Genomic DNA, 21,233 nt, shown 5'->3' on the forward strand with positions numbered 1-21,233 from the left:
TGCGACGTAATCCATTTCACTGGTTCCAGGAGTAACTGTAGGAATACCAGGTTCGATAGGCTCTCCCGGAAATGTTGGCTCATTCATTTCTGGACGAGTAACTTGATCTACTCGGTAAAGCTCATCTCCATTGATTCCTACTATAAGTTTGCGATCGTTCACGACAATGATTGCTGTGCCATCGTTGTGAAGTGTCACATTGCTTGAATCAACATAAACCTCTTGCCCAACAAGAGTCACAATATATCCACTGTCATTATCCGCGACTTTCCATGTACCAACACTGTCCATTGAAGTAGTGACTGGAAGCTCTGGGATTGTATTACCGTTGTCAGATGAACTGGAAGATGAAGAACTACTTAACAGCCCTGCAACCAACGCAGCCGAGGCGGCACCAACTGCAGCCCAGGTACCGTTAGATTGTTTTTCGTAAGTTACATCATCGACTGTAGCTGTCGTGCCTGGAGTAGCATTGGCATATTGTTCGTTTAATTTATACTGAACAGAAGCATCGATAGCGTTCATCTGCTCGTCAATAAGTTGAAGTGTTTGTTGGTTTGCTAGTTCTACGTCAACTTGAGGTGCAGAAGCAAAAGCAGGTGCTGCTAATACGCTAGAAATTGATATGGCTAAGAGTGATGCTTTCATAAAGTAGGATCTCGTTATTGAATGGAGCGTCTTGCTATCAATGCCTCCTTGGCAAGTGCGTTTATTATTCGCTGTGGTGAGATTTTCAACAATATAGCCAGCTAGTGTTGATGTATAAATCTAATTTATGCATTTGCGCTTTTTAGGTTGAGACTTGAGGTAAGTATGTTGGGTTGGATAAAAACTTGGGTTAAAAGATATGATAAGTGGTGTGAAGAGCTTGGCTTAACGCCTGAGAACAAGCGCAGTTGTGTTGCTTATCGTCGTGATCCTCAAGGGAAACAAATGGAGAGTAGGGAAAATGACACAGCAAATAAGTGACTTTCCGCTGTTTGATACTCATTGCCACGCGGATTTTGAGGCGTTTGAGCAAGGTTTTACACCTGATCAAACTATTGATGGCTATCTTAAAGAAGCGAAACAAGCGCAAGTCGAGAAGTTAATCATCCCTTCTATCGGCCAACGTAACTGGAGGAAGCTCGATGAAATCGCTCAATCTCACCCCAATATTTACTATGCATTAGGCTTCCATCCTTACTTTTTAGAACCGGCCAATGACGAACAATTTTCGGAACTTCGCCAATTACTCGCTTCAAAAAACAGCCAATGTGTCGCGATAGGTGAGTGCGGGCTCGACTTTTTTGTGGACGTTGAACGAGAGAAACAAGAGCGCTTTTTCATCCAACAAATGGAGCTTGCCAAGGAGTTTGACCTGCCTTTAATCATCCATGAGAGGAAGTCTTACAACCGACTTATCGAGCTAATAAAGCAGCATAAGTTCACCTTAGGTGGTGTGATTCACGGTTTTTCTGGGAGTGAACAGCAAGCTTTGGCGTGGATCAAGCTCGGTTTCTATATTGGCGTCGGTGGAACGATAACTTACCCAAGAGCGCAAAAAACACGCACAACCATCGCAAAATTGCCCCTTGAATGTCTGGTATTGGAAACGGATGCTCCGGACATGCCCATGTATGGAAACCAAGGAAATGTTAATCATTCCAAATGTTTAGTTACGATCTTAAATGAACTTTTTTTGCTTAGAAAAGAGCCAAAGCAATCGATTGCAGCGCAAATTTGGCAAAATAGCCATCGCGCATTCGGTATATGTGAATAAAATCGAAGGTTTTTGTTTATCGTTTGCGTAAATTGCACTGAGCTTGTGATTTGGGTCACATTTGCGTGTGAATGGTACATGAATCTTCTACGAAAGTGTGAGGACGGCATTACTTTATTAGTGGTCGCATGAGTATAATTGCCTCCGCTTTATAGCCCCATTTTGTAACACGCCAATAAATAACTAATAAGGAAGTCATAAACTATGAGCCTGTTTATGAGCCTAGTCGGAATGGTTGCACTGATCGCAATCGCAGTACTACTATCTGACAACCGCAAAGCTATTAATCTAAGAACAGTGGGTGGCGCTTTCGCTATCCAATTCGCACTTGGTGCATTCGTACTTTACATCCCTTGGGGTCGTGATCTACTTGCAGGTTTCTCTGCTGGTGTAGCAAACGTGATCGACTACGGTAAAGACGGTACTGGTTTCCTATTCGGCAGCCTAGTTAACTTCTCAGTTGACGGTATCGGTTTCATCTTTGCTTTCCAAGTACTACCAACTCTGATTTTCTTCTCTGCACTTATCTCTGTACTTTACTACATTGGTGTTATGCAAATTGTAATCAAAGTTCTTGGTGGTGGTCTTCAGAAAGCTCTAGGTACTTCTCGCGCCGAGTCTATGTCTGCAGCAGCAAACATCTTCGTTGGTCAAACTGAAGCACCTCTAGTTGTTCGTCCATTTGTTCCTAAAATGACTAACTCTGAACTATTCGCAGTAATGTGTGGTGGTTTGGCTTCTGTAGCTGGTGGTGTACTAGCGGGTTACGCATCTATGGGTGTACCTCTAGAGTACCTTGTAGCAGCATCATTCATGGCAGCACCAGGTGGTCTACTATTCGCTAAAATCATCAAGCCTGAAACAGATACGCCAGACGACAACATCGCTGACGAAATGGACGGTGGCGATGACAAACCAGCTAACGTTATCGACGCAGCAGCAGGTGGCGCATCAGTTGGTCTACAACTAGCACTTAACGTTGGTGCAATGCTACTAGCATTCATCGGTCTAATTGCTCTAATCAACGGTATCCTAGGTGGCATCGGTGGTTGGTTCGGTATGGAAAACCTAACTCTAGAACTTCTTCTAGGTTGGATCTTCGCACCGCTAGCATTCATCATTGGTGTTCCATGGGAAGAAGCAACTATCGCTGGTTCTTTCATTGGTCAGAAGACAGTTGTTAACGAATTCGTTGCATACCTAAACTTCGTACCATACGTTGGTGAAAACGCTCAAGTTGTTGCAGCAACTGGTCAAGTGATGTCTGAGAAGACTCAAGCTATCATCGCATTCGCACTATGTGGTTTCGCAAACCTTTCTTCAATTGCGATTCTTCTAGGTGGTCTAGGTGGTATTGCACCAAGCCGTCGCCACGACATCGCACGTATGGGTGTTAAAGCGGTAATTGCTGGTACTCTATCTAACCTGATGGCAGCAACAATTGCTGGCTTCTTCCTGTCTTTCTAATTAGTTAGAAATCGATATATAGACGCCATAATAATATCGCCCCGTAGCAAGAAATTGCTGCGGGGCTTTTTTGTTTTTAGGCCTGCCGTTTTTAGTATATGCACGCGCTTATGCTTAGATTCGATGTAGGGTCTAGAATGTTTTTTTGAGATACAAACCGTTTGCGTTCTAAGGAGCACTACAATTTATTGATGGATACCTATAATGTATAAGCTAAAGGGATAGGATGTCTCTGTTGGCAAGAAAGTAACCTCGAAATCAACTCGAACGTTATTCTTCTGGGATTAAGCCAAAATTAGCGATACGCTATAGATGTTAGACACAACATGACTGATTTGTTGTGCCATAGACCAAACTGGTACTGTGCGGTGACAAGGATTGCAATTGGTAGCGAAAGTTATCAAGTCTTCAGGGAACCAAGTCCGTTCATTTGTGGCTACTGAGCATTACTAAAATATCCATCTATACTGGATGGAGGGCGAAGTAGTTAACTATTTGAATATATTGATCGGAGATAGAAATGAGCGATTTAAAAGCAGCAGCTCTACGTGCACTTAAACTTATGGACCTAACTACGCTAAATGACGACGATACTACTGAAAAAGTAGTGGCGCTTTGTCATGACGCGAAGACTGCAGTAGGCAACACCGCTGCAATCTGTATTTACCCTCGCTTTATCCCAGCAGCTAAGAAAGCGTTGCGTGAGCAAGGTACTCCAGAAGTACGCATTGCGACTGTAACTAACTTCCCTCATGGTAATGACGACATCGAAATTGCTGTTGCAGAAACAAAAGCAGCGGTAGCGTACGGCGCAGACGAAGTTGACGTAGTATTCCCATACCGTGCTCTTATTGCTGGCAACGAAGAAGTTGGCTTTGAGCTAGTTAAACAGTGTAAAGCAGCTTGTGGTGACATCACGCTTAAAGTGATCATCGAAACAGGTGAACTGAAAGAAGAAGCACTAATCAAGAAAGCTTCTCAAATCTGTATCGAAGCAGGTGCAGACTTCATCAAAACTTCAACAGGTAAAGTGCCAGTAAACGCGACTCCAGAGTACGCGCGCATGATGCTTGAAGTTATCCGTGACATGGGCGTTGCTAAAACAGTTGGTTTCAAACCAGCTGGTGGCGTACGTACTGCTGAAGATGCAGCACTATACCTAGCAATGGCTGATGAGCTACTAGGCGCTGAGTGGGCAGACAACATGCACTACCGTTTTGGTGCATCAAGCCTACTAACTAACCTTCTTAATACATTAGAAGTGACAGACCAGACTGCTGATCCAGCAGCATACTAATTTACTCGTCATATTTGACACCGCAGCGTTGTTGACTGCGTAAGTTCCTCCTAATCACATAGAGCCTCTATGCTCATAGGAATGAACTCACTGGTCGCCTAACTGCAACGCCAAATATTTAGAGTATTGAACATAATAAGTCTGTTTGATGGAGTGGCGTCAAGCCACTCCATATTACCTCTTTTCCCTACAAACCATACTCACTAGAGTTTGGGAGGCACTAATGTATCTACCTCAAGAAATTATTCGCAGAAAACGTGACGGTGAAGTCCTAACAGCTGAAGAAATTAACTTCTTCATTCAAGGTGTGGCTAAGAACACGGTTTCTGAAGGCCAAATTGCCGCATTCGCAATGGCTATCTTTTTTAATGAAATGACGATGCCAGAACGTATCGCACTAACGTGTGCAATGCGTGATTCAGGCATGGTGATTGACTGGAGCCACATGAACTTTGATGGCCCAATCGTTGATAAACACTCTACTGGTGGTGTTGGCGACGTTACTTCTCTGATGCTTGGCCCAATGGTGGCAGCATGTGGCGGTTTCGTTCCAATGATCTCTGGTCGTGGTTTAGGCCACACTGGCGGTACGCTAGACAAGCTGGAATCTATTCCGGGTTACAACATTACACCAACCAACGATGTGTTCGGTGAAGTAACGAAAGATGCTGGCGTGGCTATCATCGGTCAAACAGGCGATCTAGCTCCTGCTGACAAGCGTGTTTACGCAACTCGTGATATCACAGCAACAGTCGATAACATCTCGCTGATCACGGCTTCAATCCTATCTAAGAAACTGGCTGCGGGCCTTGATTCTCTAGTGATGGATGTAAAAGTAGGTTCAGGCGCATTCATGCCGACTTACGAAGCATCTGAAGAGCTAGCGAAATCTATCGTTGCAGTAGCAAACGGTGCGGGTACTAAAACAACAGCAATCCTAACGGACATGAACCAAGTGCTGGCTTCTTCAGCGGGTAACGCAGTAGAAGTTCGTGAAGCGGTTCAGTTCCTAACGGGTGAATACCGTAACCCTCGCTTGTTAGAGATCACTCTAGCATCGTGTGCTGAAATGCTGGTGCTCGGTAACCTAGCTAAAGACTCAGACGAAGCGCGCGAAAAACTGATGGCAGTACTGGATAACGGTAAGGCAGCAGAGTGCTTCGGTAAAATGGTAGCGGGCCTTGGTGGTCCAGTTGATTTCGTAATGAACTACGATAACTACCTAGAAAAAGCAGACATTATTAAGCCAGTGTACGCGTTAGAAAGCGGTGTGGTATCAGCAATGGATACTCGTGCAATTGGTATGGCTGTGGTTGGTATGGGCGGCGGTCGTCGTGTAGCAACTGACAGCATTGATTACGCAGTCGGTTTTGATCACTTCATTCGCCTAGGTGAAGTAGCAAGTGAAGATAAGCCATTAGCAATGATTCATGCTCGCAACGAACAACAGTGGCAAGAAGCTGCAACAGCATTACAAAATGCAATCACTGTGGGCGGAGAATATACAGCAACGCCAGACGTTTACCGTCAGATTCGTTCTGAAGACGTGTAAATAACAGGTATCGGTATACCTCGCGTATACCGATAAACAGAGTTCTGGTGCAAAGAGCAATAAGTTGGTGAAGAAAATGAAAAGAGCATTTATTTTAGTTTTAGATTCATTCGGTATCGGTGAAACAGCGGATGCAGACAAATTTGGTGATGTAGGTTCTGACACTATGGGCCACATCGCAGATCATTGTGACCAAGGTCTTGCAGACAATGCAGATCGTAAAGGTTCACTGGCACTGCCAAACCTGTCTAAGCTAGGTCTAGCGATGGCTCACAAAGAGTCTACGGGTCGTTTTGCTCCTGGTATGGATGCAGACGCTGAGATCATTGGCGCTTACGGTCACGCTGCTGAGCTGTCTTCTGGTAAAGACACGCCATCAGGTCACTGGGAAATCGCAGGTGTTCCTGTACTGTTTGACTGGGGCTACTTCACCGACAAAGAGAACAGCTTCCCAAAAGAACTGACTGACCGCATCCTTGAGCGTGCAGGCCTGTCTGGTTTCTTGGGTAACTGCCACTCATCTGGTACGGAAATCCTAGATAACCTAGGTGAAGAGCACATGAAGACTGGCCTGCCAATCTTCTACACTTCTGCAGACTCTGTTTTCCAGATCGCATGTCATGAAGAGACATTCGGCCTACAAAACCTATTAGACCTTTGTCAGATTGCTCGTGAAGAGCTAGCTGACTACAACATTGGTCGTGTTATCGCTCGTCCGTTTATTGGTGCAGGTAAAGGTCAATTCGAACGTACTGGTAACCGTCGTGACCTTTCTGTTGAGCCACCAGCGGCGACGGTACTTCAGAAGCTGGTTGATGAGAAGGGCGGCAACGTTCACTCAATCGGTAAGATCTCTGATATCTACGCAGGTTGTGGTATCACTCAGAAAACCAAAGCAACAGGTATTCCAGCGCTATTTGAAGCAACCAAAGAAGCGATCACTGAAGCGGGCGACAACACTATCGTGTTCACTAACTTCGTTGATTTCGATTCAGCATACGGCCACCGTCGTGATGTTGCCGGTTACGCAGGTGCGCTTGAGTACTTCGATGGCCGCATCAATGAAATCATCGATATGATGAAAGAAGATGACGTGCTTATCCTAACTGCAGACCACGGTTGTGACCCAACATGGCCGGGTTCAGACCATACTCGTGAACATATCCCTGTGATTGTTTACGGTAACAAGGTTCCAGCAGGCTCTCTAGGCCGTCGTGATACCTTCGCTGATATCGGTCAAAGCTTAGCGTCATACTTTGGCACATCGCCAATGGGATACGGTACAAGCTTTCTGTAATGGTTAACTAAGAGAGAGGGAAACCTCTCTCTTCTTTTTTGTTTTGAGATTAAGGATATTTTCAATGGCTACTCCACATATTAATGCTGAAATGGGTGATTTCGCTGACGTAGTTCTAATGCCAGGTGACCCGCTACGTGCTAAATACATCGCTGAAACCTTCTTAGAAGAAGTGGTTCAAGTGTGCGACGTTCGCAACATGTTTGGTTACACCGGTACTTACAAAGGTCGTAAGGTTTCGGTAATGGGACACGGTATGGGCATTCCATCTTGTTCTATTTACGCGACTGAGCTGATCAAAGACTTTGGTGTGAAGAAGATCATTCGTGTAGGTAGTTGTGGTGCAGTGAGCGAAGATATCAAAGTGCGTGATGTGGTGATCGGCATGGGCGCATGTACTGACTCTAAAGTGAACCGTATTCGCTTTAAAGATCATGACTTTGCGGCGATTGCGGATTACAAAATGGTGCGCGCGGCAGAAGATGCAGCCAAAGCTCTCGGTGTCGGCGTAAAAGTCGGTAACCTGTTCTCGGCTGAGCTGTTCTACACGCCAGATCCAGAGATGTTCGAAGTAATGGACAAATACGGCATTGTTGGCGTAGAGATGGAAGCGGCAGGTATCTATGGTGTATGTGCTGAATACGGCGCAAAAGCTCTAACGATTTGTACTGTGTCTGACCACATCAAGACTGGTGAGCAAACGACATCAGATGAACGTCAAACGACTTTCAACGACATGATGGTTATCGCACTGGACTCAGTGTTGCTTGGTGACCAAGAATAATCTTGATTTGTCTTAGCTTGATAAGTTAACAGATAACAAAAAGCCCCGTTGCTGCCTGAGCGTCGGGGCTTTTTATTGGATCTTTGGAGCTTAGTCGTTATGAGCTTACATTCTTCAACAGTAAGTTCTCACCAGACTTAGTCGGTCTTCTGCGAATCAGCATGATGAACAACACGCCACTCACAAACCCCATCAACACCATACCGATCATGTAGCGATCACTTTTGCGATAATGGTGATCAGAAATTGCAGTCATCTTACCCGTTTCGAAGGTCACTCGAATAAAGCCGATGATCGTCTTCTCTGGTGAATAAATAGGTTCAACTAATTGTTGTCTACCGATACTTGCTGTTGAAAGTGGCGTATCTAAGCCAAGAACCTCACGTACCGAGAGGGCTTTTTCGCTCGAAGCCAGTCGAATACCCTCTGCATCATAGATGGTGGTATCGAACACCAGTCGGTCTTGAGATAGCTGGTTAGTCAGATCAAGCAATCGCTCTTGGTCTTGTTGCGTGATCATCTTGCTGGCTGAAAGTGATGCCTGAGAGATAAGCAGCTTGGTAAGAGTTTCCAACTGTTTTGCTTGGATCTTCTCGTTACCTTTACTGATCACGACCGTATTTTTAATCGTTACAACGAACATGGTAGCCAACAAAATGAGGGCTAGCATTCGTAAAGCGTTACGTATTGAGAACAATGATTCATTCATGTTTCACGAAGCCTGAAATAAACAAATGTTATGATTAAGACATATTGAGACTTGCGTTTTCAAATTGCAATAGGTTAACGTTTAGCATAGTTAATTAGGAATCATACACATGGACGCTCAGAAATATCTGCCGATAAAAAGGCATACGACATTATTAACTCGACTCCCCGAGACTCGTTTCGCTTCTCAACTCGCTAAATCCAAGGCCAATTGGATTGTGTTTGGTGAGTACCTATCTCCACAATCTTTCGATGACATCGACTTTTTCACTGGCACTTACAACACCATCCTCGATACGTGGAAGGTTGGGCATTATGAAGTGGCTTTGATGTCAGGCAATCTAACGCCAGCACACGAAGAAATCCTCCAAGCGCTAAAGCTTGATTATGCTTGCCTTAGCGAGGTCCCAGACTTATCTAAGCCAGGTTTGATCGTGATGGATATGGATTCCACAGCGATTCAAATTGAATGCATCGATGAGATTGCCAAGCTAGCTGGAGTGGGAGAGTTAGTCTCTGAAATCACAGAACGAGCAATGCAAGGCGAGCTCGACTTTGAACAGAGCCTACGCCAGCGAGTAGGAGCACTGAAAGGTGCGGATGAATCGATATTAGAGCAAGTGCGTCAGTCATTGCCATTCATGCCAGACTTGGTCGGGCTGGTGAATACTCTAAATAAGCTTGGCTGGAAAACGGCGATTGCATCAGGCGGTTTTACTTACTTCTCTGACTACCTGAAAGATACCCTTGATCTAGACCATGCTCAATCAAACACGCTTGAGATCGTCAACGGTAAGTTGACGGGTGAAGTCTTAGGCGATGTTGTTTCGGCGCAGACCAAAGCGGATATCTTGGTAGAGTTAGCTGAAGAATACGAATTGGAACTGCACAATACCGTTGCCGTTGGTGATGGTGCTAATGACTTGGTTATGATGGGTTCTGCAGGTTTAGGTATTGCCTATCACGCGAAACCGAAAGTAGAGCAACAAGCTCAAACCGCTGTTCGTTACGCAGGTTTAGGCGGTGTGCTGTGTATCTTGTCGGGTGTATTGGCTAAGCAACAGAAGATCAGCTGGCAAGCGAAACCTTAGGGGCTCTACCTAAGTGCTATTGGCTATGTATCTTATTTAGCAATAGTGGCTCAGACACAAAAAAAGCAGGCTATCAGCCTGCTTTTTCAATTTTCATGCTTAAGTTAATACGCCACTCGAGGCTAGCGTGTTAGCTCCAATCGAATCAGCACTTCATCGGTAATGTCCTCTATCTCGCCATAACCGATAAACGCCGTCACCTCATTCTCTAGCTTCTTAGCTTGATGCATACTGATGCGTGAAAGCTCTTCTAAATCCGACTGGAATAAACTCGTTAGCGGATTAAAGATAGGTGCCGTGGTGACTCGCAATACATACACATCACCTAAGTGCTGCGCTTTCTTGATGAATAAGATGCGTTCCTTTGCTGAGGCGAAGTCTTTGACCAACTTGGTGTGTACCGACTGGATTTTGTCGCCAAACTTCACTGCAGCAATGTACACGTCATGATGCTTAGGCTCCGCACCTTCAATTCTTTTTAGTGGCTCAGCCAACAGTGAGTTGGTGTGACCCTTGAAGATTGGCTCGAGTGAGAACTTTTGGTTGTGACCAAGTTTAGCGAGTAACGTTAGATGTTTATTTAGTGGGAAATTCACACCAATGATCTTACAGCGCAGCGTTGAACTTGGCTTATCAATGAATATTGGGTTGCTGACCATCTTGCTCAACAAAATGTTGTGCAGTGATTCGAGTAGCGAATGCGTTGGCAGTATCTCTTGCTTCTTAATCAGCTTACTTTGGTTTTGATCGATAAGCCCATTAAGGAAAGCGATGGTACGCATTGTCTTGGCGTTCTCGGCAATAACCAACTGCACGTTACGGCCATTCGGGCTCACTCGAATCACATGGTAAGGCACAGTGCTCAGTGGCAAGTTCTTGTCATATAGCTGCAGTTCATTGAAGTTCACTAATACCGGATCATTAATCTTGAGTACCATAGGATGTTCAAGGCTAATACTCAGTCCACGCTTCGAGATATCTAAGGTGTGTCCGTTCGCCGCTGCGCCATCTTGTGATGTAAGTTGCAACGGTGACTTAAATTGGTATCTCGGCTCTTTACGACGAGTCTGAGAGTCAAAGTAGATGCTTTGAATATTGCCGACGACAGTACGCGGGTGACGGAAGCGGTTCAATTCACTGCTTGGAATGCGTGGCTTTTCACTCAGAAGATAGTCCGCCGCACTTTCGTGATCGCCAATCTCTTGCAAGATTCCGCAATGCGTCAGTTGAGCTGAGCTTTGAGCCAGCGTATCCGAGTGTTTAGCTAATGCTTGTCGCTCAGTGTCTGAAAGTTCGAAAACCGAGAACTTGAACGCCTTCCAACTTTTACGTTTGCCACCGATGTGCCAGAACAGCTGTCTTTGTTCACGAGAGGCTTCAGGCAGCATCATTGAATAGAACAAGGTCTTGTTTTGGTGTTCATGGGTAAAAGAGTAGATAACGTTACTGGTTCCCTTCACTCCTGGTTTCGCCAACAGGTTCATACGTTGCTCGTTGAACAGGGTACCCAGCGCTTGTTGATTTCGTTCGTCGTGCCAATATTGCCATAATGGATGGTTGTTATCCGTCAGTAGGGCAAGCTTTAGTTCGCTGCCGCTGAAAAACAGGGGTAGGTTACAAGTATGCTTTAGATAGGTGTGTTCGATTCCTCGAGTACGAGTTCGAATAATCCTATCTTGATTCTCATGGCTGGTTTTCTTACTGGTGCTATTTAAAGACTCATCGAGTAAGCGAGCCACAATATTGTTGTCGCTTACCTTGATGGTTCTTAGAAATTTGACCGCGTTGTTCTCATAAGATTCGTCGATACCCAAAACACGAAATTCAACCGCTTGGTTAACATCGTTTTCTTGGGACTTTTCGATAAGCTCTGAGAACTTAACGCTGATGATCTCGCCGAGGTTGTATCGAAAGGCGCTCGGTACTTTGAACTTTGCACCCGACGGGGAGATATCAACCGTTACACCATGTAGGCTTTGCCCTTTCGATGTGGTGATCTCGACCTGCGAGCTAATCTTGAGTCTGTTCTCTTGGCGTTTTAAGTCGTAACCTAGGTTAATAGCTTCCGCTTCGTACGGGCTATTGGCGCTAGTAATGTCGTGGTTACCTTGAGAAGATGTTTTAACAACGCTCAGAGGCTGAGTTCGCGGAGTCATTACTAACTCCCATGCGCCTTCTGTGTAACCTTTAAACTTTTTCGTACCACGTTGATATGCGTTTAAAGCGATATCATCGAGCCAGTGCTTACGGCCATCGAGAGTGAACTGACGACACTCATTATCAATACGCCCGCGTAAATCAATGCTCTTTGTACACGGAGCCATGATACGATTCAGTTCCATTTTAACGAGCAGCTTCAGAGACGGCGATTCCCCTTCTGTCATTTGAGAAAGAAGGAATTCGAAATCTTCGGCGTGGTAAGCCGGGATTAAACGTTCTGCTACAGATAGAATTTCAGATTGCTGCATACTTTTCTTGTTAGAATGGACGGTGCGTTTATGTTATCGACTAGTTTAAATCGATCTTTAAGTATAAGTGGTATGACTGCAACTTTTATTTTCATCCGTACGGTCAAATAAGTCACAAATTGACAACATCATTGTGTAATTGAGTAAATTATTGAGGTTTTATGGCGAAGGCAAAGCGAGCTTATGTATGTAATGACTGTGGTGCCGATTTTCCACGTTGGCAGGGGCAGTGCAATGCATGTGGTGCTTGGAACACGATTACAGAAGTTAGGTTAGCCGCTTCACCTCAGGTCGCACGTAATGAACGATTGAGTGGTTATGCGGGCGGTGCAACTGAATCTTCGGTTCAAACGCTGTCAGAAATCGATCTGCAAGAAGTCCCACGTTTTAGCAGTGGCTTTAAAGAGCTAGACCGCGTACTTGGTGGTGGTGTCGTACCGGGTGCTGCGATCCTGATTGGTGGTAACCCGGGTGCCGGTAAATCAACGCTGCTATTACAAACCATGTGTCAGCTCTCTTCTCAATTACCGACTCTCTATGTAACCGGGGAAGAATCTCTGCAACAAGTCGCGATGCGTGCGTCTCGACTTGGATTGCCAAAAGAGCACCTAAAGATGCTCTCAGAAACGAACGTGGATAAGATTTGTCAGGTTGCAGAAAAAGAACAACCTAAGATCATGGTTATCGACTCCATCCAAGTTATGCATGTTGCTGATGTTCAGTCTTCACCGGGCAGTGTTGCTCAGGTTCGTGAATCGGCAACCGCATTAACGCGCTACGCAAAACAGAATAACGTTGCTGTGTTCTTAGTGGGACACGTAACTAAAGACGGCACCTTAGCCGGGCCAAAAGTGCTTGAGCACATTATTGACTGTTCTGTTCTATTGGATGGCGGAACCGATAGCCGTTTTAGAACACTGCGCAGCCACAAAAACCGTTTTGGTGCGGTCAATGAGCTTGGCGTGTTTGCTATGACAGGCCAAGGACTAAAAGAAGTCAGCAACCCATCGGCGATCTTCTTGTCTCGTGGTGAAGAAGAAACCTCGGGCAGTTCGGTGATGGTTGTGTGGGAAGGTACTCGTCCATTGCTTGTTGAAATTCAAGCGCTGGTGGATTATTCCCAGCTGGCTAACCCGCGTCGTGTCGCTGTCGGCCTAGAGCAAAACAGGCTTTCGTTGTTATTAGCGGTGCTGCATAAACACGGCGGCTTACAAATGGCTGACCAAGATGTGTTTGTGAATGTCGTCGGTGGTGTTAAAGTAACCGAAACCAGTGCTGATCTTGCGTTGGTGATGGCTCTACTTTCAAGTTTCAGAGATCGCGCATTGCCAAAAGATGTGGTGGTATTTGGAGAAGTAGGCCTAGCGGGTGAGATTCGACCGGTACCAAGTGGGCAAGAGCGTCTTAATGAGGCATTTAAACACGGCTTCAAGAAAGCGATTGTACCGGCGGCTAACATGCCTAAGGGAGGTATTCCAGGAATGCAGATCCATGGCGTGAAAAAATTATCAGAAGCAATTAATGCTTTTGATGAGTTGTAATTGAGCTCACTTCAGCTACTCTATACAGCAGAAATTCAGTCTAACTTAAAACGCCAATTGCGCTTTAGATTAGCACTAAACTAAACAATCATTTAGATTGTTTCTACAGATTGCCTTTTTCTATATGTTAGAAAAAGGCAAAGTTTTTTAGTCCCAAATGCATGCAAAGCTATCAGTCTTCACAGATTGTGATATACTCTGCGCGCATTTTATATCCTATTAACAGAGTAAGACAATGGCAGATTTATCGAAATACAGAAACATTGGTATTTTCGCGCACGTTGATGCGGGTAAAACAACTACCACTGAGCGTATCCTTAAGCTAACTGGTCAAATCCACAAGACTGGTGAAGTACATGATGGCGAATCAACGACTGACTTCATGGAACAGGAAGCTGAGCGCGGTATTACTATCCAATCAGCAGCTGTAAGCTGTTTTTGGAACGATCACCGTCTAAACGTTATCGATACTCCTGGACACGTTGACTTCACAGTTGAAGTATACCGTTCTCTTAAAGTTCTTGATGGCGGTATCGGTGTATTCTGTGGTTCTGGTGGTGTTGAACCTCAATCAGAAACTAACTGGCGCTACGCTAACGAATCAGAAGTATCTCGTCTGATCTTCGTTAACAAACTAGACCGTATGGGTGCAGACTTCTACAACGTTGTTGACCAAGTTAAAAACGTTCTAGGTGCAACTCCTCTAGTAATGGTTCTACCAATCGGCCGTGAAGACGAGTTCGTTGGTGTTGTAGACCTACTAAGCCGTAAAGCATACGTTTGGGATGACACTGGTCTTCCTGAAAACTACGAAATCAAAGATGTTCCAGCGGACATGGTTGATGACGTTGAGCAATACCGTGAAGAGCTAATCGAAACTGCTGTAGAGCAAGACGATGACCTAATGGAAGCTTACATGGAAGGTGAAGAGCCTTCTATTGAAGACGTTAAGCGTTGTATCCGTAAAGGTACTCGTGATATCGCATTCTTCCCAACGTTCTGTGGTTCTGCGTTCAAGAACAAAGGTATGCAACTTATCCTTGATGCTGTAGTAGATTACCTACCAGCACCAACTGAAGTTGACCCTCAGCCTCTAATGGATGAGAACGGTGAAGAAACTGGCGAACACGCTATCGTTTCTACAGAAGAGACTTTCAAAGCGCTTGCATTCAAAATCATGGATGACCGCTTCGGTGCTCTAACTTTCGTTCGTATTTACTCTGGTAAACTGAACAAAGGTGACACGATTCTTAACTCATTCACTGGCAAGACAGAACGTGTTGGCCGTATGGTTGAGATGCAAGCTGATGACCGTAACGAACTAACTAGCGCACAAGCTGGTGACATCATTGCGATCGTTGGTATGAAGAACGTGCAAACTGGTCACACTCTATGTGATCCTAAGCACCAAGTAACGCTTGAGCCAATGGTATTCCCAACCCCAGTAATCTCAATCGCTGTATCTCCAAAAGATAAAGGCGGTTCTGAGAAAATGGGTATCGCGATCGGTAAAATGGTTGCAGAAGATCCATCTTTCCAAGTTGAGACTGACGAAGAGACTGGCGAAACTATCCTGAAAGGTATGGGTGAACTTCACCTAGACATCAAGGTAGATATCCTTAAGCGTACATACGGCGTTGACCTAACTGTAGGTGCTCCTCAAGTTGCTTACCGTGAAACTATCACTCAAGCAATTGAAGATAGCTACACGCACAAGAAGCAATCTGGTGGTTCTGGTCAATTCGGTAAGATCGATTACCGTATCAAACCAGGCGAAGCAGGTTCTGGCTTCAAGTTCAACTCTGTAGTTGTGGGCGGTAACGTTCCTAAAGAATTCTGGCCTGCAGTTGAGAAAGGCTTCGCATCTATGATGGAAAACGGCGTACTAGCTGGCTTCCCAACTCTAGACGTTGAAGTTGAACTTTTCGATGGTGGTTTCCACGCAGTCGATTCATCTGCTATCGCATTTGAAATCGCAGCGAAAGGCGCATTCCGTCAATCTATGCCTAAAGCTGGCGCGCAACTTCTTGAGCCAATCATGAACGTTGACGTGTTCACTCCAGACGATCACGTTGGTGATGTTATCGGTGACCTTAACCGTCGTCGTGGCATGATCAAAGATCAACAAGCTGGCGTTACTGGTGTTCGTATTAAAGCTGACGTACCTCTTTCTGAGATGTTCGGCTACATCGGTCACCTACGTACTATCACTTCTGGTCGTGGCCAATTCTCTATGGAATTCGCACAATACGCACCATGTCCAACTAACGTTGCTGACGAAGTGATTGCAAAAGTTAAAGCAGAAAAAGAAGCTGGTAAGTAATTAGCCCTTTTCTCAATTAGCTAAAAAAGCCCCGCAAGTGAAAGCTTGCGGGGCTTTTTATTTTCAACAAAACTAATTCTGCTCTCTTATCTTAAGTGCTTATATCCAAAAACTTAAAGTTACAGTGATGCATTAATTTCTTTTCATAGGATAGTGGTAGAGCCATATACGGTGTTCGTTAATATTTTTAGCTGTCCACTGACTAAACCGTAGGTTTCTTCATCACGTGTATCTATGGCATAGCTTTAACTTCAACCGTTATCGTATCTTGATATTTACCAGCTCTCGCAAAGTCTATGTTACCTAGCATTACTTCAAGGGGGAGCCCCCAACGCTTGGTTTCATCATTGTTTGAGAAGGTATAAACTGACTTCCGGTTTACCAAAGCATTATTAAATCGCAACGTATATGGGATCGAGATATTGGGTTCCGACTTCTGCTTTAACTCTCCATATTTTTGCTTTACAACTAACCTTACATTCGAGTTTGAAAGAAGATCAAAATCAGAACGGTAGGTGCGGTTAGATTCAAGATCACCAAGTTGGAAGCGATAACCTGAGCTCCCTGAACGTTGAACGTGTGGCGCATTTGGCACTGAGTTGAAAGCTACAAACGCTGGGACTTTGAGTTTAACTTTGGCATTTTTGGTCTCTTGCTTTCTATCTAAGGAAATAGAGGCTTCAAGAAGTCCGTTATAGTTACCAGATGCTGCTACTTTAGCTTCTGGTACCTTTATCCAAAACTTCGTCCTTTGGCTATTATCCAGAGGTAGTTGAAAACCTTTGCTAGGAAAGTGACTCAATTGACGGAAGTTCTTGTCCAGAATAGTAAGGGGCAAATTCGTTCCAATTGAACTTAAGTAGCTAGATTGTTTATTGTTGACCGATACTATGGCCATTGGGAATCGACAGTTCTGAATATCACGTGACAACTCTAAATAAACAGGAATATAAGCGCCTAAATCTCGCTTAAATTCAACATTGCTTCTGTCGATGTTTAGCATCCACTTGCCATTGCATTCGGCGGCCCAAATTGGTTGAGATAACATGGCTAAACCGAACACTGAGATCTTTAGAAAGTGTTTCATGGTTTATCCCTCTTTAATAAGTAAAGTTGGTAGATAAATCAGGTTGTCATTGATTTCTGGGACGTTCAATTTTGTTGGGCTAAAGCCATCTATGACGATGGTGTAGTTGCCCGGTGCAACGCCTTCCACAACGAACCTGCCTGATCGATTAGTGAAAAATTCATACGTTTTCTGTTGTCCAACCAACTGACCTTGGAAGAGCTTTAATGGTTTTTCTTGTCCGATCTCAATTTTACCAATGATGGTTTTCGATGCTGCCGATCCGATTTTTATTAGATGGCCTGTTTGTGATCCTGGCGTAATGCTGTACTCGTGGTCGCCAAAGTCATAACCTATCGGTGCGTCTGGCACATCAATGTAGATACTGGACAATTGGTGCCCTCCAGACAACTGAACGGCATTACTAATAGTATAGGTAGATATTGCTTCTGCAGGATCATCTGCAACCGCATTAATTTCTACATCAGCATCTAACGAGTTATGAACGGCAATAATTGCCACTGGACCATTGATGGGACGTGACCAAGCTAAGTTACCGTCAGCCAGGGTAAGCGCTGTACTTGCTCGTAAAGAAGCGGTTTGGTAGTTTGCTGAGTTATCAAATGCTAGGTGAGAAACCTTAGCATCTGTGATAAAACGGTTTGCCACATAATTACCCTCGAAAGAGTAAGTTTGAGAGTCGCTCTCGCCTTCAGCAGTCATCGCATAGCCATAACTGCCCGTATAGTCCTCTGATGGGCGTTGAAATTGAGCTCGATAGGTATCTGGTTCGTTGGAGTAGGATATATTTGCATTGTATTCTCCATTGTCAGAGTTCCAGTCCCAATCTGCTGAAAAAGTAAAACGGGTTTCGTCAATGTTTTCATTTGGGTTATCTTCTTTCTCTATACCAGCAGAGAGTGATATATTATAAAATTGCCAAGCAACTTCAGTAGAAGCCTGCCATTGCACTTCAGCCTCTTCAAAATCACGATAGTCACCGCTCAGGATTAAACTAAGGTTATCCGTAATACTGAAAACGTAGTTTGAAAAGACACGAAGTCCAGTACTCGCATCTGCAATCTGCCAGGGTAGTGCAAAATAATTATCCTGGTATTCACTACCAAGGCGAAAGTTTGGGGAGCCATAACTGTCTGTTCCCCATAGTTGATGGGAATAATCTAAGCTGTAGATGCTACCTGTATCGTTATTGGGCTTGTTGTTTTGTGCTGAAGCTCTAACGCCTAAATTCCCCCAATCAGAACCTATTGTTGCAATCACGCCTAGTTGCTGTCCTTCAGGGTGATACAAAGCGTTTGCACCGGCTGTTAAGGTATCGCTAATACCATAGTCATAATAACCAGAAGTTACCCATTGCTCGTCGTCATACTTAAAGTTGTTATCTTCAATCGTCGACGTTAAACCAGAGTAGAATCCAAAATCTGAAATACCTTCGCGTAACAAACGCGAGTTAAAGAACTGGCTATAAACGATGGTATCGGTTCGACCTGATTGATAACTAATATCCAACCGAACATCATTGGTACCAGAAACGAGAGGCAAGTCGTCTAGTGTATATCGACCTGGAGGTAAGCGAATTTCAGTGAGAAAAACGTCGTTAATATAGACTTCTATATCAGCACTCTCATTCAGTACCAGTGGTTGAGTTCCGCCATTTTGGATATTCCGGGTAGGTTGTAAGTCTTGGTACAAACGTTCAAAAGCAAGTCCACCGAGAGGTGTACTAGGAAGGTGTCCGGCACTTGCTTGGGTTACATCGCCAAAGGTAAGTCGAAAAGGGGTTGTCGGTTCATCGAAGAAAAGACGAGCTTCGCCACGATAGACGTCAGAGTTGATATCGTTACCACCAGTAACAAAACCGGAAATGTCAATATTAGCGCCTCGAACGCCGCCAATATTGGTTTTTAATAACCATTCACCAAGCCACGTTTGGGTGTCCTCTGTATTAGAGTCGTTAAACAAGGAGTAGTCAGTACTGGCATTTAATGTATTTTGCATTGTCCAAAAAGCGCTTTCTGAGTATTGGGCGGGTTCATATTTGCTACCAAACGAAAGCAAAAACTCAGCAGCAGCGGTTTCATCAATAACTAGGTTAATATTTTGATCGGAGGAATTGAAGGTTGCACTGATACCCATATGGTTCAGTTGTTCTATCGTAATGTACTCTTCGGAGAAATTTCGTAGCGCCACCAATGTCTCAGGGTTGATCAGCTTTTCAGTTGCCTGCACAAGCTGTTCTACGTTAATGGATCCAACAGTCATACCATCAGAATACGCATTTACTTCGCCGATAGTGTTTTCCCCCCAAGTTACTGGGAATGGGAACAACCAACTTTGCGCGAGCGCGGTTTGTATAACAGTAATGAGAGTGAGACATAAAATGAGATTTTTCATGAAAACCTCACTAGTCTATTGTTTTAACAGAAACTTTCTCTGGCTGCCCTAATTCACTTGGTAAGGTGTACTTGACGGTTGTTCCTGGCATTAAGTAAGCGCTTGTCTTTTTACTTAATACTTCCCAATCGACCGTTTTGTTTGCTTTGTCACCAGAGAAGCTGAACTCCATACCATTCATGTTCAGTACTCGTTTGCCATCGTTACGGATAGCAACCTGGCGATTTTGGAGTGTAGTAGTTGGAATTGATTTACTGGATGTGGGAGAGACAAAAACCAAAGTCGCAAACTCTAATAACATGGAAATAGAACTGTCGTCATCTTCCTCAATTTGATTTTCTAGTTCAATTTGCGAAAAGACGATACGGTAGGTGACGGTTTGTTTTATAGGTCCTGTTGGCATGTAACGTACGCGGAAAGTCTGAGATTTTTGCCCGTCAATTTTAGCTTGAGGTGGAAGGACGAGAAACTCATCTTCCGATGGTGTTAAAATTTCTTCGCCAGTAGAAAAATCAGTTTGATAGACATTTACTTCTAAGAGGATTGGTTCTTCTTCCACATTAGTCACTTTATACAAGCCTTGTGCATTTCGACCAACATCATCAAGTTCTAGATAGATTGGGCTGACTTCGTACGCGAAAAGGGCTGAGCTGAACAATAAAGAAAATAGAAGAGTTATAATCCTAGTCATTGATATTTCTCCATAAAATAAACTTGGCTCGAGAACCGAGCCAAGTTTCTTGCCTAAAAGACATTATCCATAAAGCGTCATTCGGTTATTAGCTTGCTGGACCTGCTGCAGCAAGACTCACTTTGATTTTACCTTTATATTTACCTGCTCGTGCAAAGCCTGAATCTTCAGGTTGTACATAAATTGGATGCTTGTTGATTTTGTTCACCAAGTGTTCGCCCAATGATGGAATTGGCGACGCCGTTACCTCCATGCCATGGTCGTTTTCGGTGTTCGCCACCGTATCTGAACCAATTTTCACTGCGTAGTTAATTTTTTCACTCATATTGTGCTTGGTTACGCCGTTTAGCTGGTAAGCTGTTACTGAAAACTCCAAATCAGTTCCGTAGTTACACCATGCACGCAAGTTACCTACCAAAACTTCCTTATTGTTGAAGCCATTGGACCATGAATCCTCGTGCACTTTGTTCGCTTTGCGTAGAACGTTATTCTTCACATCTTTCTTACCTATTCGCAGTAGACAGCGTTTTGGAACTCGGCCTTCAATTCGAATCGTTTTTTGGTCCGTGTTACTCAGTGTCGTAAAGTCCACAGCATTATTAAATTGAACCGCAGAAGCGCCAAAAGAAAGTGAAGCGGCTGCTACAGCAGTAGCAAGAAGTAACTTTTTCATAACTCAATCCCTCGTTAGTTAAGATGCATATCTGTGCATCGCCTCTAAAGACTACGAGGGAACGGTTAGTCAAACCTCATCACATGGAGTGAAAAATA

General features: G+C 44.3%; 16 protein-coding genes and 1 pseudogene. 10 read left to right on the forward strand and 7 right to left on the reverse strand.

Annotation, left to right across the window (positions count from 1 at the left end; all coding sequences use genetic code 11):
• Positions 1-648: pseudogene (locus AB4274_RS16665) on the reverse strand (hypothetical protein); the annotation flags it as partial.
• 165 nt (positions 649-813) lie between these two features.
• Here AB4274_RS16665 and AB4274_RS16670 point away from each other — a divergent pair.
• From AB4274_RS16670 to deoD, 7 genes are all read left to right on the forward strand, one after another.
• The gene (locus tag AB4274_RS16670; protein ID WP_017066983.1) at positions 814-969 is read left to right on the forward strand and encodes a DUF5363 family protein; all 156 of its coding nucleotides are present in this window, start codon (positions 814-816) and stop codon (positions 967-969) included.
• A complete protein-coding gene (locus AB4274_RS16675) occupies positions 950-1,762 on the forward strand; it encodes a TatD family hydrolase (RefSeq protein ID WP_372112666.1) in 813 nt (270 codons plus the stop codon). Before AB4274_RS16670 ends, AB4274_RS16675 begins: the two co-directional genes overlap by 20 nt.
• 204 nt (positions 1,763-1,966) lie before the next feature.
• A complete protein-coding gene (locus AB4274_RS16680; RefSeq protein ID WP_017058833.1) occupies positions 1,967-3,229 on the forward strand; it encodes a NupC/NupG family nucleoside CNT transporter in 1,263 nt (420 codons plus the stop codon).
• Between the two features lie 520 nt (positions 3,230-3,749).
• Positions 3,750-4,526, forward strand: a complete 777-nt coding sequence (gene deoC / locus AB4274_RS16685) for a deoxyribose-phosphate aldolase (protein ID WP_010436196.1) — start codon at positions 3,750-3,752, stop codon at positions 4,524-4,526.
• Positions 4,527-4,749: 223 nt separating this feature from the next.
• Complete coding sequence (deoA, locus tag AB4274_RS16690; protein WP_017063283.1) at positions 4,750-6,078, forward strand: thymidine phosphorylase; 1,329 nt, start codon at positions 4,750-4,752, stop codon at positions 6,076-6,078.
• A 76-nt stretch (positions 6,079-6,154) separates the two neighbouring features.
• On the forward strand, positions 6,155-7,375 hold the full coding sequence (locus AB4274_RS16695) for a phosphopentomutase (protein ID WP_372112667.1): 1,221 nt from the start codon (positions 6,155-6,157) through the stop codon (positions 7,373-7,375).
• A 64-nt stretch (positions 7,376-7,439) separates the two neighbouring features.
• Complete coding sequence (gene deoD, locus AB4274_RS16700) at positions 7,440-8,159, forward strand: purine-nucleoside phosphorylase (protein ID WP_017063285.1); 720 nt, start codon at positions 7,440-7,442, stop codon at positions 8,157-8,159.
• A 97-nt stretch (positions 8,160-8,256) separates the two neighbouring features.
• Here deoD and AB4274_RS16705 read toward each other — a convergent pair whose 3' ends face one another.
• Positions 8,257-8,868, reverse strand: a complete 612-nt coding sequence (locus tag AB4274_RS16705; RefSeq protein WP_076655999.1) for a YtjB family periplasmic protein — start codon at positions 8,866-8,868, stop codon at positions 8,257-8,259.
• A gap of 109 nt (positions 8,869-8,977) precedes the next feature.
• Between AB4274_RS16705 and serB the strand changes: the two genes are divergently transcribed.
• Positions 8,978-9,958: a phosphoserine phosphatase gene (serB, locus tag AB4274_RS16710; protein WP_017058828.1), complete on the forward strand. Its 981-nt coding sequence runs from the start codon at positions 8,978-8,980 to the stop codon at positions 9,956-9,958.
• Positions 9,959-10,080: 122 nt separating this feature from the next.
• On the opposite strand, the gene AB4274_RS16715 is transcribed toward serB, so the two are convergent.
• Complete coding sequence (locus AB4274_RS16715; RefSeq protein WP_017066978.1) at positions 10,081-12,426, reverse strand: PilZ domain-containing protein; 2,346 nt, start codon at positions 12,424-12,426, stop codon at positions 10,081-10,083.
• Between the two features lie 161 nt (positions 12,427-12,587).
• On the opposite strand from AB4274_RS16715, the gene radA reads away from it, so the two are divergent.
• Positions 12,588-13,967, forward strand: a complete 1,380-nt coding sequence (gene radA, locus AB4274_RS16720; protein ID WP_017063288.1) for a DNA repair protein RadA — start codon at positions 12,588-12,590, stop codon at positions 13,965-13,967.
• Positions 13,968-14,202: 235 nt separating this feature from the next.
• Positions 14,203-16,290 (forward strand): elongation factor G, encoded by a 2,088-nt coding sequence (gene fusA / locus AB4274_RS16725; RefSeq protein ID WP_372112669.1) that lies wholly within the window; start codon positions 14,203-14,205, stop codon positions 16,288-16,290.
• Positions 16,291-16,522: 232 nt separating this feature from the next.
• Here the strand turns inward: fusA and AB4274_RS16730 are convergent, their stop codons facing one another.
• The 4 genes from AB4274_RS16730 to AB4274_RS16745 form a co-directional block, all read right to left on the reverse strand.
• A complete protein-coding gene (locus tag AB4274_RS16730) occupies positions 16,523-17,377 on the reverse strand; it encodes a hypothetical protein (RefSeq protein ID WP_102319911.1) in 855 nt (284 codons plus the stop codon).
• Positions 17,378-17,380: 3 nt separating this feature from the next.
• On the reverse strand, positions 17,381-19,771 hold the full coding sequence (locus tag AB4274_RS16735; protein ID WP_372054892.1) for a fimbria/pilus outer membrane usher protein: 2,391 nt from the start codon (positions 19,769-19,771) through the stop codon (positions 17,381-17,383).
• A 10-nt stretch (positions 19,772-19,781) separates the two neighbouring features.
• Positions 19,782-20,462, reverse strand: coding sequence for a molecular chaperone (locus tag AB4274_RS16740; RefSeq protein ID WP_102319913.1), 681 nt, complete (start codon positions 20,460-20,462; stop codon positions 19,782-19,784).
• A gap of 88 nt (positions 20,463-20,550) precedes the next feature.
• Positions 20,551-21,135: a hypothetical protein gene (locus tag AB4274_RS16745; RefSeq protein ID WP_372054894.1), complete on the reverse strand. Its 585-nt coding sequence runs from the start codon at positions 21,133-21,135 to the stop codon at positions 20,551-20,553.
• Between the last annotated feature and the right edge of the window lie 98 nt (positions 21,136-21,233).

Origin of the sequence: Vibrio sp. 10N.261.55.A10 (assembly GCF_041470825.1) — a bacterium.
In the GTDB taxonomy this organism is placed as follows: Bacteria; Pseudomonadota; Gammaproteobacteria; order Enterobacterales; family Vibrionaceae; genus Vibrio; species Vibrio crassostreae_C.